13 protein-coding genes are annotated in these 16,529 nt (G+C 40.8%); all 13 read right to left on the bottom strand.

Annotation, left to right across the window (positions count from 1 at the left end):
• Window positions 1–113 precede the first annotated feature (113 nt).
• Complete coding sequence (locus FXV77_RS06575; RefSeq protein ID WP_148918426.1) at window positions 114–1,652, bottom strand: MATE family efflux transporter; 1,539 nt, start codon at window positions 1,650–1,652, stop codon at window positions 114–116.
• On the bottom strand, window positions 1,645–2,919 hold the full coding sequence (locus FXV77_RS06570) for a glycosyltransferase family 4 protein (protein WP_148918425.1): 1,275 nt from the start codon (window positions 2,917–2,919) through the stop codon (window positions 1,645–1,647). Before FXV77_RS06570 ends, FXV77_RS06575 begins: the two co-directional genes overlap by 8 nt.
• Entirely contained in the window at window positions 2,916–3,515 is a 600-nt protein-coding gene (locus tag FXV77_RS06565; protein ID WP_148918424.1) for an acyltransferase, read from the bottom strand. Before FXV77_RS06565 ends, FXV77_RS06570 begins: the two co-directional genes overlap by 4 nt.
• A 24-nt stretch (window positions 3,516–3,539) precedes the next feature.
• The gene (gene gmd, locus FXV77_RS06560) at window positions 3,540–4,652 is read right to left on the bottom strand and encodes a GDP-mannose 4,6-dehydratase (protein ID WP_148918423.1); all 1,113 of its coding nucleotides are present in this window, start codon (window positions 4,650–4,652) and stop codon (window positions 3,540–3,542) included.
• A 65-nt stretch (window positions 4,653–4,717) separates the two neighbouring features.
• On the bottom strand, window positions 4,718–5,668 hold the full coding sequence (locus tag FXV77_RS06555) for a GDP-L-fucose synthase family protein (protein ID WP_148918704.1): 951 nt from the start codon (window positions 5,666–5,668) through the stop codon (window positions 4,718–4,720).
• Window positions 5,669–5,717: 49 nt separating this feature from the next.
• Entirely contained in the window at window positions 5,718–8,087 is a 2,370-nt protein-coding gene (locus tag FXV77_RS06550; protein WP_187444034.1) for a GumC family protein, read from the bottom strand.
• An 85-nt stretch (window positions 8,088–8,172) separates the two neighbouring features.
• A complete protein-coding gene (locus FXV77_RS06545; RefSeq protein WP_148918421.1) occupies window positions 8,173–8,976 on the bottom strand; it encodes a polysaccharide biosynthesis/export family protein in 804 nt (267 codons plus the stop codon).
• Window positions 8,977–9,030: 54 nt separating this feature from the next.
• On the bottom strand, window positions 9,031–9,777 hold the full coding sequence (locus FXV77_RS06540) for a tyrosine-protein phosphatase (protein WP_148918420.1): 747 nt from the start codon (window positions 9,775–9,777) through the stop codon (window positions 9,031–9,033).
• A gap of 137 nt (window positions 9,778–9,914) precedes the next feature.
• Window positions 9,915–11,540 carry a hypothetical protein gene (locus FXV77_RS06535; protein ID WP_148918419.1) on the bottom strand — a complete coding sequence of 542 codons (1,626 nt, stop codon included), beginning with the start codon at window positions 11,538–11,540 and terminating at the stop codon, window positions 9,915–9,917.
• Between the two features lie 19 nt (window positions 11,541–11,559).
• On the bottom strand, window positions 11,560–12,291 hold the full coding sequence (locus tag FXV77_RS06530) for a hypothetical protein (protein WP_148918418.1): 732 nt from the start codon (window positions 12,289–12,291) through the stop codon (window positions 11,560–11,562).
• Between the two features lie 38 nt (window positions 12,292–12,329).
• Window positions 12,330–13,748 (bottom strand): exopolysaccharide biosynthesis polyprenyl glycosylphosphotransferase, encoded by a 1,419-nt coding sequence (locus FXV77_RS06525; RefSeq protein ID WP_148918417.1) that lies wholly within the window; start codon window positions 13,746–13,748, stop codon window positions 12,330–12,332.
• Between the two features lie 630 nt (window positions 13,749–14,378).
• The gene (egtB, locus tag FXV77_RS06520; RefSeq protein WP_148918416.1) at window positions 14,379–15,572 is read right to left on the bottom strand and encodes an ergothioneine biosynthesis protein EgtB; all 1,194 of its coding nucleotides are present in this window, start codon (window positions 15,570–15,572) and stop codon (window positions 14,379–14,381) included.
• A gap of 12 nt (window positions 15,573–15,584) precedes the next feature.
• Complete coding sequence (locus tag FXV77_RS06515) at window positions 15,585–16,526, bottom strand: L-histidine N(alpha)-methyltransferase (protein WP_148918415.1); 942 nt, start codon at window positions 16,524–16,526, stop codon at window positions 15,585–15,587.
• Window positions 16,527–16,529: the final 3 nt, after the last annotated feature.

Genomic DNA, 16,529 nt, shown 5'->3' with positions numbered 1-16,529 from the left:
AAAACAAACGGGAGAATTACTGATAACCCTTTTAATATCACAAAACCTATCAAAAGTAGATAGATTCTAACAGTATCATTACTTTTCCATATTTCCAAGAACATAATAAATTCTTAAAATTTTAATAGCTTGTCCTTAATCACATTCGAAATAAAATTTTTCTCTGCTTTTGACAATCCTATAAAATAAATTATCCCTATGCCAAATAAAAAAATAAAAAAACTTCCAATGAGCACTGGAAAAAAACCAGAGACGACTAAATTTCTTACGATTGACAGCGGAACTAATATAGATACCATGCCAACAATTAAGCAAGGCAACACCACATCTTTAATATATACAACTGGAGAAAAATCGATAACCCTATTCAATAAATAAAGTTTCAGAAACATAACAATCGAAGTAAAAAAAATAGAAACTATTAAAATATAGACAGGGCTAACTGAAAAATATTTGAATAAAATATAACATAACGGCAGATTGAATAATTTGAATATCCCTAAAGTTAATTGATAAGTTTTTATATTCCCTGTAGCACTAATTCCTATATAAAAAGTTCTAGTCAGCAACTCTATTAAAGAGTCGATGAAGATAAGCCGAATGAAGATAACTGCATAATCTGGCACAATTGTTAACCATACTTCCAAAATCTCATGTGTAAAACATAAAATAGGAGCTGAAATTGCTAAAAATAAATAAAAAGAATATTTTGAACCTTTCTTTATCAACTCCATCATATAACCAATATTATCATTTGCATATGATTTTGTTATCTGGGGATTGATTGCTGTTGTAAAGTTATTAGCGAAATTATCAACAATACTATTCACTTGAATTGATAAACCTCTAGCGGTATTTAAAGCGGGGCCGAAAAAAATATTCAAAAGAAAACTACTTCCTTGTTTGTTTAACATATTAGCCCCTACTTCAATAAAATTATAACTCGCAAATTCCATCATACTAGTAAAAGTAGATTTAGAGAACTTATTTAGCTTAATCGATCGACCTACTTCGAAATTTCTTCTGCAGTAAAAGCTATAACAGAATTGAAGAATAATAGCGACACATAATAATAGAAATCCATATGAAGTTAGCCTATCGTATGAAGTTATGCTTAATAGAAATGCCACAATCAGTTTTAATGCAGCTTCTAGAATACTTATATATGCAAACGCAGACATTCTTTCATAGGAAATTATTAAAGAGTTAAATGGTACATTAACAATGTTGACAACAAATGTTGAGATGGAAAATTGATATACAAAGTTTGCTGCAATCAATCTTTCTGAAGGAATATTAAGTTTATTGTTCAAAAACCAAAGTCCCACTGTTTCACAAATAATCAAAACAGTTACAGCAATTATGATGTGAATTTGTATAGAGGTCGAAAACACTTTTTTCACCCTATATATATCACCTTTTCCGATCTCGAACATCAAAAATCTCTGCGACGCCGTGCCTAAACTGGCGGTGAACATCGTAGCCATCATAACTATTCCTCCCACTACATTATAAATACCATAATCAATAACTCCTAATGTATTTAATATAATCCTCGATGTATATAAGGATACCGCCATTATAATAACCATCCTTATATATAATAAAAGACTATTTTTAGCTATCCTTTTGTTGTTTTCTGAGTTATTCATTAATATCTAATAATAAGATTTTCTCATAGGTATTTTTGAGAGCAGATACTATAGTTGCAGGGTCGTGTCTTTCATTCGCTAAAGACAACCCTTCGTCAATTTCTTCTTGGAAAAAGCTATTTTTGAACAGTTTACAAACAGCATAAGCCAACATTTCGTATTCTTCGAAACGATATACCGCCCCTGCTTTCCCATAATTCATAAACTCAGGACTGCCGCCGACAAACGAAGATATACATGGGACACCTAGCAATTGTGCTTCACCTAATGAGTTGGGGCTATTTTCAATGGCCGAAGCATTTACAAAAACATGTGATCTAGTAAACCTTTCCGCCATTTCTGATGCATTTAAAGACGGTAACAAAACAATATTATTTTTCAGATTCAACTCGCCTATTAAATTTTCGATTAATCTATAGTAACCTGACTGCTTTAAACGCGAATTAAAACTCTTTGCAAAAACCCCTTGAGCATTAGCTACATAAAGCTTCGCTTCGGGGAAGTCTCTGATAATTAATTTCATGGCCTGCAACATAAAATGCAACCCTTTTATCGGATTTTTAGCTTGGCTTAGAAAAATAGAGTACCTTTCGCAAGAATCAAAATTCCATTTCTTGTGCGAATAAAATACAGGGCGTAATATTTCATTAGATATGTGGTAACAAAGTTTTGGATTTATTGACCAGACATGTACTCTATCCCAAGATGTCCTTCCCAATACATGATTTATGGATTCAAAATATTGAATTTCAGTTTCACCTCGCTTTTTATAATCTGTAGAGAGTTGGAAAATTGATCTACGATTCTTTAAATCTGAAAATGTTAAATTTTTTAAAATTTGAAAATTATCTAACGCCCCTTTAGCATATCTGGCATAAACAGATGTCAGTCCCTGTATAGAGACGCACACATTATGACTACCACAGGCACGTATCCACGCCAAACCATAAGCATATTCTGTACCGTGGATGTGCACAATATCTGGTTGTATTTCTAAATTTATATTTTCCCAAAATGGTTCTAAATGACTATTTTTAGACAAATGACTCGAACTATTAGGAATTACATAGTAAGTTACACCATCAAGCTGAGCAGAGATTACCGTTTTAATAACGTTAGAGACCGTACAAATGTAAAGTTCTATATCATTATTTTTCTTCAATTCATTTGCTAATCCACTTAACCATCCACCTAGATTAGATTCGCGTAATTTTAAAAATTTTGCCATATCTGGCATTACAATATTTACTATCCACAGTATTTTCATTTCAATTTTTTTATAACCTTACAGGGAATCCCGACGGCAATACTATTTTCCGGAATATCGGCAGTCACCACACTGTTTACACCAATGATTGAATTTGCTCCAATTGTAACCCCTTTCATAACTACAACACCATATCCCAACCAAACATTCTCTTCAATTACAATAGGTTTCGGTTTAGTTGTTCTTGAATCGTCCAAATGCCAATCAGCATCGTTTATTAATGTATTCGCCCCACAGCGAACGTTATCTCCGATTGAAATACTTGAAAAACATCCAATCGTTGTCCCGCTAAAACCACAGTTCTTTCCAATCGTCAATTTGGCGTCAGATGTTTGAGTGGAAATAATACATTTATGATTAATTCCAATCAGATTACTATCTGACAAACTTCGGAATCTACACCCATCTCCAATTGTTATTGTTGATCCATCTTTCCTTATAATTATTGTGCTACCATAAAACTTACATTTGCCCATATCAATCCCACGACAGCGTGCTAGAAAAGTTATTATTGGTGAAATAAGAGATGAATAAAAACTGAATTTGAGATGGAATAATCTATTAAAAACTTTATTGCAAAAGCGATAAAAATTCATATTAAAAAATCCTAGTTAAATGAATTATTGTGCTAAGTGTTCCCATTGTGGATTATAATTATCTTTCATTATCTCAATGTCAAACATCACCATTTCTTTCACTAAGGATTTTAAATCGTATTTTGGTTCCCAGCCTAATTTTATCTTCGATTTAGTCGGATCTCCGATTAATAAATCCACCTCTGTCGGACGATAGTATCGCGGATCGATTTTCACCACCGTCTGACCTACTTCTAATTGAAAATCTGGATGATCACAAGATATCACTTTAGCCACTTCATTTTCTGATTCTCCTTCAAAGGTTAACTGAATCCCTAGCTCGGCAAAAGCGAGACGGACAAAGTCTCTTACCGATGTAGTTACTCCTGTTGCAATAACATAGTCTTCCGGCTCTTCTTGTTGTAGAATACACCACATGGCTTCTACATAGTCTTTAGCATGCCCCCAGTCACGCAAAGCATTTAGATTCCCTAAGTATAGACATTCTTGTTTACCTAACGCTATTGCAGCGGTTGCCATTGTAATTTTACGTGTGACAAACGTTTCACCACGACGTGGTGACTCGTGGTTAAACAAAATACCATTACAAGCATACATTTTATAAGCTTCGCGGTAGTTCTTGGTAATCCAAAATCCGTAGATTTTGGCTACGCCGTAGGGTGAGCGCGGGTAAAATGGAGAGTTTTCGTCATAAAAGCCTTTTTCGTTCTTATTTTCTTCCAGTCCGCCATACAGTTCCGAAGTAGATGCCTGGTAGATACGGGTCTTTTTTTCCAAACCCAAAATCCGTACCGCTTCCAAAATCCGTAATGTTCCTATACCATCAACATTCGCGACGTATTCCGGAGAATCAAAAGAGACTTTTACGTGTGACATCGCACCTAGATTGTAAATCTCATCGGGCTGTGTTTCTTGAATAATGCGGATCAAGTTGGTGGAATCCGTCAAATCACCATAATGCAATTTGAAATTAATATGTTGTTCATGTTGATCAATATACAAGTGATCAATACGTTTCGTATTGAAAGAAGATGCGCGACGCTTAATGCCGTGTACCATGTACCCCTTTTCTAAAAGCAACTCAGCCAGATAAGACCCGTCTTGTCCTGTAATGCCCGTGATTAATGCTGTTTTCATTGTGTTTAATATTTTTAGTTGTTAATGAGTCTTTAGGGTGTTCTTTTTCGTAATTTGTAATAGAATTACAATTTCACTTCTTTATAATTTCCCTGGTTTTCTAGAAACCATTTATATGTATGCTCTATTCCGTCTTTGAGTTTTATCTGATGCTTCCAACCTAGCGCATGCATCTTGGATATATCCATCAATTTACGTGGCGTACCGTCTGGTTTACTGCGATCCCAAACAATCTCGCCCTGGTGGCCGACTACTGCTTGTATTGTTTCGGCAAGTTGCTTTATCGTTAAGTCTTCTCCTGTGCCAACATTATACAAGTATTCTGGCAAGGTATTTTCCAGAGTAAACACAACCGCTTCGGCAAGGTCGTCCACGTAGAGAAATTCGCGCATGGGTGTTCCCGATCCCCAAAGGGTAACCGGTACGTGACCATTTTCTTTAGCTTCATGAAATTTTCGGATCATCGCCGGTAAAACGTGGGAGGTTTGGAGATCAAAGTTATCATTTGCACCATACAAATTGGTGGGCATTAAACTCACATAATCATTGCCGAACTGTTTGCGAATCGCTTGGCAAGCTTTTACCCCGGTTATCTTCGCCAACGCATACCATTCGTTTGTAGGTTCTAGACTATCAGTCAACAGGTATTCCTCTTTTAGAGGTTGTGGTGCGAGCTTAGGATAGATACAAGAAGAACCGAGAAAAATAAACTTGTCAACATCCTGTCTCAAAGATGCTTCTATCAAGTTGTTTTGGATCTGCATGTTTTCCATTAAAAACGGATATGGATAATCGTTATTAGCTAAAATGCCGCCTACACGTGCAGCGGCATCAATAACGACTTGAGGCTCTTCCTTTTCGAAAAAAGTATATACTGTTCGCTGATCTCGCAGATCCAACTCCGAAGATTTCTTCAGCAGCAAATTGCTATATCCTTTTTGCTGAAGCGTCCGCTTAATTGCCTCACCGACCATACCCCGATGGCCGGCAATAAAGATTTTCCTCTGTTTATCCATGCTATTGTTTTTACGTAAACCTAGAGCATTACGTCTCCACATCCTATTTTCATCGTTTCCAAAATTGCCACCATTTCCTTCTTTTACCTTCTTGTCCGTATTCCCCGTAGCCATAGCCATAGCCGTAACCATAGCCATAACCACTATAGTATCCTCCTTTCAATTGAATATCGTTTACGATCAACTGAATTGGTTTTATTTTATTTGTCATTACCAAGTCGTTTGGAATACGTATTTGTTCTTTATAAGTATAGCCTTGCCGTACGAGATATAGACAACAATCGGCATAGCGTGACAAAAGCTGCGCATCCGTCACCATACCCACTGGAGGCGCATCCATTAAGATATAATCATAACGTTTCCCTAAAGATTCCATCAGTTCCGTTGCACGGGAATGGATCAGTAACTCCGCGGGATTCGGTGGAATCGCACCCGCCTGGATCAAGTCAACATTTTCATGCACACCTGAGGACATGATAATTTCTTCTGCCTGCATCTCCGAACGCACTATATAATGGGAGAAACCTTTACCTGCCGGAAGCCCGAGTTTAGCCGTTACAGAAGGTTTCCGTAGGTCTAACTCCATTAAGATCACCTTTTTATCCAGTAAAGCGAGCGAGACGGCTAAGTTTAATGCGACGTATGATTTTCCCTCCCCAGACATGGAGGAAGTAAACAAAATACGTTTGCCATCATTTAAGGCGAACTCTAGATTGGTCCGCATTGCTCGAAATTGCTCCGCAATGGGTGAACGGGAAGTCTTACTGACTACAACTTGGTCTTGCTCTTCTGAGTGTGCAATCATACCCAATATAGGTAAGCTATTTCGGTGTTCAATATCCTCTATCGATTGGATACGTACATTTAACAAATCCTTAATATAAATGAATCCTAATGGAAAAGCTAGGCCTACTATTAAACCCAATGCATAGATCATTTTACGCTTAGGGGAAAAAGGATTTTGTTCTGCCTTAGGCGAATCAATGACTTTGGAATTCGAAACGTTAGCTGTACGCCCAATAGCTGTTTCCTCCCATTTTTCCTGTAAGAAGATGTATTGTGCTTGTTTAATCTGCTGCAGACGGGCTAAGTCGATATAACCACGCTCGATCGTGGGTACTTGGGTAATCTGTGAAGTTACACTATTAGCCAATTGCTGTTGGCTCTGCCTGGCTAACTCCAATTGCCTTCTGGTAGAGGCCACATTCGCGATCATATCCTCCCGTACACCGGCAATCTGCGCGGTAATATTCTGTACAAGTGGGTTATCTTGAGTGTTGGCCAATAGCAAGCGTTCCCGTTGCAGGACCAATTCGTTATACCGCTGTATCAGTGCATTAAAGCCGATATCCTGTGGTATAACCGAAGACGGAACCACACGCGGATGCTGTGTATCTTTCAGGTAGATTGCCACGGCATCCACAGCGGCAAGTTGTGTTTCGACCTCCGCCAATTTCTGCGTATACCCGGCCGAACTCTCAATCAGCACTCTGCCTTGTTCGGAAATATCTGCTAATTGATTTCGTTTTTTATACCCCGAAATCCGATCCTCTACACCGGCTAACTCATCGGTAATCTTACGTAAACGAGCGTTAATGAAAGCAAGCGTTGAGTCTGCAATTACATTTTTATCACGCAGGTTTAATTCCACGTATTTATCGATTAATGTTTTCAATAACTGCTCCCCTCGCTTCGGAAGTGTATACTCTAACATCAGATCGATAGTCGAAACATTTTTATTCGGAACCTCCACGGAGAGTCGTGAACTAAAGGACGCCGCTACTGATAATAAAGGTGCTATCCAAAAACCACAGCTTTCTTTTGATAACTTTCCAAGCGGTTCTATTTTCAGCAAACCGACACCAGGTAATACAAAAGGCTCGCTTAAACTAGCATAAAATAGAGTATCGGGATTTGACAATTTTAATTTTTTTGTATCAATAGGCTGAATTTCTAGAGTATAAGAACTCCCAATAGAATCTGGACTAGTCAAGAGTATTACACGAAAAGGCGCGGTTAAAATCGGTACATTGTGAACTCTCCCTTTGTTAAAATAACCGATATAGGCTTCCTCTGCTAATACCATCTCCCGCATCAGATCAGCCGTTTTTAAAACCTCTACCTCATTCTCTACCGAGTTCTTGGCTCCCATTAAGCTGGACAGGTCACCCAAAGCGGAGGAAGATAACATACCGCCCCCTTTTTTTTCGTCAGACACCAACAGTTTAGCATGAACCTTATAAACGGGTATCGTATAACGTAGATAAAGGAATGCTCCAACTAAACCTATAGATGCACAAAGAAAAAACCAATACCAATTTGCAAGCATCCGACCGATAAAGCGTAAAAGGTCTCTGTTGTCCTTTTTTTTCTCCTCGAAATCAAACTCGTCCTCCCAATCTATATTCTTTTTACTCATCTTTTTATTCATAAATCGTAACGCGTAATTTTTGATCTATTTATTGACTTTTAATTTCTCGAGTCCTAAAATGGATATATCTTGTTTATAGACGCGAAACAGCAATAATTAATACAGACAAAATAGAACCGATAATAGCATACGTCTGCGTCCTTGCCGCATTATTCGCGGCGGCCTTGCCTTTCCCGGGCTCTACATAAATGACATCATTCTGTCGCAGATAGAAATAAGGCGATTGAAATACATCGCTATCGTTTAGATTCAGTCGTACCAATTCTTTTTCTTTCCCTTGATCACGAACTAACAATACGTTCTCCCGCTTACCAAAGATGGTCAAATCGCCCGCTAGCCCCAGCGCATCAAGCACGGTAACTTTTTCATTGGGTACCGTGTAGGTAGCCGGGCGGGTCACCTCACCCAACACAGTCACTTTGAAATTTGCAAAGCGCACCTGTACAGTAGGTTCTTTGTAATATTGGGTTGCTAACGCAGTAATACGCTCCCGCGCTTGATAGGTAGTAAGACCCGCTACTTGCACCTTACCCAGCAAAGTCATATTCACATAACCGTTTTTATCTACCAGAAAGCCAGAAATTACCTGATTACCAACATTACTAGCCGAGCTGGCACCGACTGCCTGTACTATCTCCGATTGATTAACGACTGAACTCGTCGTCGGATCAAGCGTTTGGATCGTAACACTTAGGATATCATCCGTCTGGATGACGGGTTCGGTGAAGGCAGCTGCTTGCTTGATAATCCGCAACGAGTCGGCCTGCAGATCATTAAAATAGACTATTTTTTTGACGGAGCAACTACCGAGCAGCAACAGTGGAATTAGAAGGAGTCCGCACCGGGGGACTGCTGGATGTGTTATTAATCTTTTCATAGTTTAAACTTGTAAATTGTAGTTGTGTTGTAGTTTTGTCGTTTTTTATTCATTTCATGTGAGGACGTCTCTGAAAAGCTCTTCATTCAATATCTCGCAATATTTAAAATGAGCGCGGAGGTCTTCTTGCTGTAGCCCCACTTCTATAGCACGTACGTGCCGCTCGTGATGTACGTCCGTACCGACAAGATTAATCATCCCATTTTCCAGTAGATATTTCGCGACCCGCCGTTCTTGACGACCATAATATCCCATAAGGGATAGCAGATTGAGCTGTAACAGGCATCCGATATCCTGAAACCGTTCGATTTTCTTGGGATCGCGATGATAGTATATATATCGCTCCGGATGAGCTAAAATGGGAATGTATCCTTCCATCTGCAGGTCGAACGCAACTTTTTCTATCAGTTTGCTCTCCTCTATATAAGACATCTCGATTAATACGTATCCACCAGGTAAACAGAGCAAATTGCGTGGATCTTGTGTAAACTGCTGATCAAATGCAGTATCGACCATATATTCGGCCGCATAACCTGTCGCGAGCTGTTCAACACCTTCCTGATGTAGTCTATGGAAAGCGCCGCCGATGGTTTCGGCCGTATTGGGATACATATCGTGTATGATATGCGGTGTAAAGTGAAATTTTGTTAACCCTAGCTGCTCCAACCGCTGAAGCAAGGCGACGCTCTGCTCCGTGTTTTCGCAACCATCGTCAATACCGGGCAAGATGTGCGAATGCATATCAACATGCATCCATTGCAGATCCGGATATTGGCGTTTTCGGTTAAAAATAGTCCACATGACGTTATTTATTGGATGTAGGCAATGCTTTTGCTTTGCTCGTGAAAAATAGAAATACCCGGCCAGCTCGCCCGGCCGGAGTATTTCCCTACAATCACAAGCTTACACTTGAGCTCTTCAACATCTTAATAGTATTTTTATAAGTTATTACATTCTTGGGTCAAGATCGCCAAGTTTGTCAAGCCGGCGTGCTCACCGATTATATCGCCCGGCGCTGTACCAACCGTAGCGGCATTATCCTCGCTCACCGTATGATTATTGACGACCTTCACGCGTTCGCCCCAGATCGCCTTGAAATCGTACTCGGTACCATCTGTCTTCAATAAACTAGTGCGCAGGTAACCGTTGTTTACTTCGCCCAAGTACTTGAATTCTGTTGTTCCCGATGCGCGGTAGAATAGCTGGAACGTAGGTAATAAGGTGATGACATTCGTCTGTCCTGGACAACGTACATACAGTTGCAATGTGGAGATCGTACCTGTGGCATCTCCTGGGTTCGGTAGTTGCATAGACGTCACCTGGCCACATCCTGCCAACGGTCCTTCTTCCAAGATATTACCTGCATTGTTATACACCATAATCGTTACGCCAGATGCCGGTACGTTCATGACGCTGACGGTATTGTTGCTGGCGTTAATCGAATATTCTCCGGTAGCAATAACTTTACCGCCCCATACGGCATCTACGCGAATAGGATAAGTAGCGCCACTGCTCATCCAATCACCCGAGAAATTAATGACACGTGCTGATGAACAGGCTTCTGCAAATTCGCCAGCCATATAGAACGTTAAATGGGTTACCGGGAAGCTCACGCGGAAGCCGCTGCTCGCCGACCCTGTAACGGTACTTGTTTGCTCAAAGCGCCAAACGCCATCACCGCTGTTACTGAATACCTGGAATACTGTTCCCGCCGCGATAGGCTGTCCGGTAATCGGGCTCACATAGTTTGCTGGAACCGGCATGCTCACTACCAAAGGCTGGCTGAACTGTCTTACTTGAATACCGTTAACCAACATCTTGATATCGGCTACGGCAGCCGGACTGAATGTTCCTGCTGCAGTACTACCACCCTCCAGCACGACTTCATCACTGCGCAGATCACCACCTGGCAAAAGTACCACGGCATCTTCGTTATTAGCATCGATACTGGTAACTACAATTTGCACATTCGTACCGGTAATGACCGCTCCGCTTGCATCTCTAAATTGGGTTCCACTTGGAATCGTCAGGGCCATATCGCCTTGGCCCACAGCCGAAGGAACCTCTACTGTCACGGCAGTGGATGTAGATCCATCTGCTTCCAAATCGACATTCTCTACTACTTCCTCGGCACCATCAGGCACTTCGAGCGGTTTGGTGAGTACCACCGTCTGGATACCCGCCGATGCATCTGTAATGGCTACCGGTATGGTTTGTGTATTGTAACCAGTTGCTGCAAACTGCACGCGAAACCGAATCGGATTATTTGCGGTTGGTGTACGTTTTGGATCGACCCCTAAGGTAATCAGGTTATCGGTCAGTTTGAAATCCTTATACCCTTCCATGTTGTAAATATCCTGGGTATCGCCCGATACAAGTGACACCGATACGCCGTTGACATTGTCTCCATTGGCATCCACAACCCGTAAGGTAACGTAATGTTCGATAATCTCCGTGCTAATCTGCAGGTTAAAATCTTTTAATGGGCTTTCACAAGAGGAAATTCCTCCGAAAAGTGCGACCATCAAGGTATATATCGCTATTTTTTTCATTTTCATCATCATGATATTTTACTTATTTCCCCTACCAAAACCGATAACTAAAACCAAACTCCAATCGGGGCAAATACCGGTAATTCTTTATGTTCCGTTCAATTGTAGCTGCGTTATTGACATTCTCCTCCAACAATCCTGTAGCCTCCATAGATACACTTGGCTTGGAAAGATAGTAGCACCCTAAGTCAATGTGCATAGAGAAGCGGCTATCAATGACGATATTGCTCCAGCCGATACCGGCATAGGGATTGACTGTCTTTTTCCACTCCACTTCAGTTTTAATCACCCCCACATGATCCGGATGTACGTCGATTTCGCCAAACTTATAAGGGTCGCGCAAACGTGTACTCAGTTCTCCGTCCAGCTTATAGAAGTATGCCCCTCCTAATTGGATGTTAAAACTCCTGAAAAAACCGCTCTGTTGTGAAAAAGGGGTCCAACCGAAAGCAAGAGACACATTACCAGATTTGGCAGTTACGTCACTGCGCGTTGCATAGTTATTGTACGTCCCTGTAATATGCGTATTGAAAGGCATATAACTGGCTCCTACACGCAGGCCAAACTTAGGACCGAGCGGTTGATAAAGATGTACACCTACTCCCGTGGTTCCCATGTGGACACCGAGCGCAAAAGGATAAGGGTAGCCGTTTGAATAAGCGGACTCGGGGATGCTATCACGCTGCTCACCAGCACGTACTCCGGAGAGGGTGCCAAGTGTTAAGAGACTGATCAGCATCAAGAAAACTTTCGTAAATCTCATTTTCATAATTTTATAGTATTCTATAGTAAACACATGCATTAATAGGCATTCTTTTCGCCCCGTATCATATTTAGAGCAGTCATAAAAATAATCTTCAAGTCCAACATGGCAGACCAATTGTTCATGTATTCCAAATCGTACTCCACCCGCTTGGCCATTAACCCCGGATCTTTTGTCTCTCCGCGATAACCGTTGACCTGCGCCCATCCGGTAATACCCGGTTTTACAAAATGACGCACCATATAATGCTGGATCAGTTTACTATAGTGCTCGGTATGGGATAACATATGAGGACGCGGACCGATAACACTCATCTGCCCGAGGAATACATTGATAAACTGCGGAAACTCGTCCAGATTGGTTTTACGCAGAAACTTACCTATAGCTGTGATACGTTTATCTTCCTTGGTCGCTTGCGCTTTATCTGAATCCTTATTCACCACCATGCTGCGAAATTTATAACAACCGAATGTTTGGTTATTCCGGCCGGACCGAGGTTGCTTAAAGAAAATGGGACCAGGGCTCTGTATCTTAATAATTAAACCGATGATAGGAATCATCCAGCTCAAAATAAAAACAAGGACCAAACCCGATATGAACAAATCTACCATCCGCTTTTTTACGCGGTTTTCCATCGTCGAAAGCGATTCCTCATGCGAACGTACCACCGGCAGTTTTAAGTTTACCGCATCGCTCTTTGTACTTCCATAGGAGATCGTTGCTGTAACAGCAGGTACAAAATTAAGCTGTACACACTCGTGATCTGCCGCCATAATCAACTCTTTGCTATATGTACTGATATCCGGCGTACTTACCAAAAACACATCGTGTATGCCCAGCTTGGAAACTTCCTCAAAATAACGACGAAATTGGGCGACTTTCTCCTCCTTGCTTCGTAACTCTACTTCGTCGTAGTATTTGATGGTATTAACGTGGTAAAAGGCATGATTTTGTCCGAAGCTTCCTTCCACTGCGGCCAAATAATCGTTATGACCGATTAATGCTACGTTTTTGCTCCAACGGAAACGCTTCGAAAGTACCGTATATACATACGTTAGGGCGAAGCGGGACAGCCCCAGATAAACAGATAGAAACACGATTATCGCCGCCAAAAAGTACCATACACCTATAAAACGATGGCCGATTAATACACACCCGGAAAAGACAACAAGCAGCGTGAGCGCGGCACGGAATGTTTGCCGAAAAACGTGCTCCAGGCGCTCGATCGTATTATTCTCGTATAAACGAAAATACAAGGAGGATACTAACGCAACCAAGTTGAACATCATCCATAGGGAATAATAATTACTGGAGATAATTTCTTGTGAATTCACAAGGTCTAATGTTGTAACACCAAAAAATGCACCCACAAAAATGATGTTTAAACACACCGTGTCGGTCAAAATAAGGAGCATTTTCAAATACACTAATACACGATTTTGAACATACCTATGCATACCTTTTTCCAATTAAGTTTTTCATATTAATATCTAAAAGGATTATATTAAACTAAAAAGATTAACCAACAAAACAGTAAAGACATATTTATCTTAAAACGATAAATTTAGGCCAAAAAAATCCTTGTAGTGCTTTTTCAACACTATCTTTAAGACTGTGGATTACCCAAGCATGCAAACGTTATCTTGCGACTTGATAATTACCGATTAATTTTCTGTTCTTCTAATTTGTTTAAGTTAATACCTTTTGTTTTTCATCCTAAGCGCAACCAGTTTTCTTCACAATTTATCGATTAATAACTAAAAACTGCTTGCTTTGAGTGGCAAAGCCACTCCTCAGTGCATAGATTGTAGATTGTAGACCACAAATGTAATCATTTTTTATAAAATAGAAATACATTTGGATTAATTTTATATTAATTCTTCTGATTTCTTTAATTTTTCATAAATATCTTTTTAAGATCGTCTTATATATTGTGTATTTAATCGGCAAAATGACATAGGTTCTTCGACAATTTAAACATGCAAAAGAAGAAAAAAGCTTAAAATAATGCAAGAAAAAAACAGGAATTAAACTGAAAAAATCAAATTACTATCTGATAATCATGAAATTAAAAATATTTTTTATTACTAAAAAGAGCGGGATTCACACAAACGGATTCCGGTAAACTGCCATTGATGTTCGCCATGGAAGAAATTTCGATAGGTAGATCGGCTATGGCCGACGGAGGTGCCCATTGATGCGCCGCGCAATACCATTTGGTTCACCATAAACTTTCCATTGTATTCCCCCACAGCACCTGCTGCTTTTTTGAAGCCGGGATAGGGAAGATAGGCACTACCTGTCCATTCCCAACGCTCGCCCCATTTAAATTGATTAGAAGCAACCTCCCATTCCTGTTCAGTTGGAAGCCGCATCCCTTTCCAGGCAGCATACGCAGAAGCTTCATAGAAGTTTACATGGCAGACGGCCGCATCCGGCTTAATTTGCTGTAATCCCTGCAGCGTATAATACATACGCTCACCATCCACTAGATGCCAATATAAGGGCGCTTGAGCTTGCTGCGCCGTTACCCAATCCCAACCTTCGGCATGCCAGTATCGAAAATCCCGATAACCACCGTCTTCAATGAAATCCAGATATTCTCCGTTCGTGACCAACCGGCTGGAGATTGCAAATTCGTGGAGGTAAGTGGTATGTCGCCCGAGTTCGTTATCGTAACAAAATCCACTGCCCTGAAAACCAATCTCATATTGTCCTTCTGGTATATGGAGCATAACGTGCTCTTCTGCGGGAGCTTCCCAATGCTCCACACCCGCTGCATACCTTGGAAAAAGAGGATTATGTCCTAAAATATATTTAATGTCGGTAAGCAAAAGTTCCTGATGCTGCTGTTCATGGTGCAACCCAAGTACCACGAGCGCTGCAACGTCTTCCGCGAGTATTCCCTGACACAGAAATGCCTCCATCTGCTCATCTACATACGCACGATAGCGATAGACATCCGCTACCGACGGGCGACTCAGGTTCCCCCTATCCGTCCGCACGACTCTAGCACCAACCGTTTCGTAATAACTGTTGAACACATAATTGTACTGCTCATTAAAGATTTGATAGCCACGTGCATACGGCTTAAGAATAAATGTTTCGAAAAACCAGGTGGTATGCCCTAAATGCCATTTGGGTGGGCTTACATGGGCAGCGGGCTGCACAACATAATCTTCGACTTCGAGCGGTTCGCATAAGAATTTGGTATAACGTCTTACCGTAGTATATTCCGCTAATAAAGTTTTAGACGTCGATGTAATGGTAGTCTGTGCCATGTGTACTCTCTTTTAATTGACCAGCCAGACAGCATCTACAAACCAATTTTTACTGTCGGCGATTTGCGTTATTGGCGCGAAGCCACTTTCGATAGCCATCCTATCAATTTCAAGTGCTGTATATTTTCGGGAAATTTCTACCGCAACGGGTTCGTTGACCCTGAACGAAATAAACTCTTCTCCGATACGGATCGTTTGATCGATCAGGCTCACCAAATAGCTACGACAACCACCGTCCATCGGATCGTATGTTTGATAATGTTGGAAAGCGGTTATGTTGAAGTCGGCATCCAATTCGCGATTGATCCGCTCGAGTAGATTGAGGTTAAACGCTTCGGTAATCCCCTCTTTGTCGTTGTAAGCCTGGAGAACGGTATGCGGATTTTTTTGTAAATCAAAGCCGATCAGCATGGTATCGCCTACTTTTAGCTGCCGGTTCACTGATCGGCAGAGGCCATGCGCATCCTCCAGTTCCATATTACCGATATTACTCCCCAAAAATAAGACGATCTTACGCCGATCCGATTGTTCGGTGGCTTTGCGAAGCATTTCCAGATATTCGCCATACAGCGGGATAACCGTCAAACCGGGAAGATCTTGTTTAAGACGATCGCGAAGCGCTGAAAGTACCTGCCCACAGATGTCAATAGGCATATAGTTGAAATCTACCTTTTTCCCGACAAGATGTTTTAATAAAAAACTGGATTTCATTGCGTCCCCAGCTCCGAGTTCAATTAAATCGAACGGTTCTTGCTCAACACGTAATACTTCCGCCAGCTCCACTGTTTTATCGCGAAAAATCTCCAACTCACAAGCGGTCAGATAATAAGTTGACATATCCATGATACGCTGGAACAGCGCCGTGCCGTTTTCGTCATAGAAATATTTTGACTGTAACCGCTTAGGGTAATCTTTCAGTCCATGCAAAACATCTTCCCTAAAGCTTTCTATCATCCC

Source organism: Sphingobacterium phlebotomi, assembly GCF_008180195.1.
Lineage (GTDB): Bacteria > Bacteroidota > Bacteroidia > Sphingobacteriales > Sphingobacteriaceae > Sphingobacterium > Sphingobacterium phlebotomi.
The sequence above is the reverse complement of the archived record's forward strand: the minus strand, read 5'-3'. Positions and strand labels throughout refer to the sequence as shown.

Excerpts from the sequence above, each read along its gene's own strand:
- FXV77_RS06575 (WP_148918426.1), bottom strand. The coding sequence starts at position 1,652 with ATGAATAACTCAGAAAACAACAAAAGGATAGCTAAAAATAGTCTTTTA.
- FXV77_RS06570 (WP_148918425.1), bottom strand. The coding sequence starts at position 2,919 with ATGAAAATACTGTGGATAGTAAATATTGTAATGCCAGATATGGCAAAA.
- FXV77_RS06565 (WP_148918424.1), bottom strand. The coding sequence starts at position 3,515 with ATGAATTTTTATCGCTTTTGCAATAAAGTTTTTAATAGATTATTCCAT.
- gmd (WP_148918423.1), bottom strand. The coding sequence starts at position 4,652 with ATGAAAACAGCATTAATCACGGGCATTACAGGACAAGACGGGTCTTAT.
- FXV77_RS06555 (WP_148918704.1), bottom strand. The coding sequence starts at position 5,668 with ATGGATAAACAGAGGAAAATCTTTATTGCCGGCCATCGGGGTATGGTC.
- FXV77_RS06550 (WP_187444034.1), bottom strand. The coding sequence starts at position 8,087 with ATGAGTAAAAAGAATATAGATTGGGAGGACGAGTTTGATTTCGAGGAG.
- FXV77_RS06545 (WP_148918421.1), bottom strand. The coding sequence starts at position 8,976 with ATGAAAAGATTAATAACACATCCAGCAGTCCCCCGGTGCGGACTCCTT.
- FXV77_RS06540 (WP_148918420.1), bottom strand. The coding sequence starts at position 9,777 with ATGTGGACTATTTTTAACCGAAAACGCCAATATCCGGATCTGCAATGG.
- FXV77_RS06535 (WP_148918419.1), bottom strand. The coding sequence starts at position 11,540 with ATGATGATGAAAATGAAAAAAATAGCGATATATACCTTGATGGTCGCA.
- FXV77_RS06530 (WP_148918418.1), bottom strand. The coding sequence starts at position 12,291 with ATGAGATTTACGAAAGTTTTCTTGATGCTGATCAGTCTCTTAACACTT.
- FXV77_RS06525 (WP_148918417.1), bottom strand. The coding sequence starts at position 13,748 with ATGCATAGGTATGTTCAAAATCGTGTATTAGTGTATTTGAAAATGCTC.
- egtB (WP_148918416.1), bottom strand. The coding sequence starts at position 15,572 with ATGGCACAGACTACCATTACATCGACGTCTAAAACTTTATTAGCGGAA.
- FXV77_RS06515 (WP_148918415.1), bottom strand. The coding sequence starts at position 16,526 with ATGATAGAAAGCTTTAGGGAAGATGTTTTGCATGGACTGAAAGATTAC.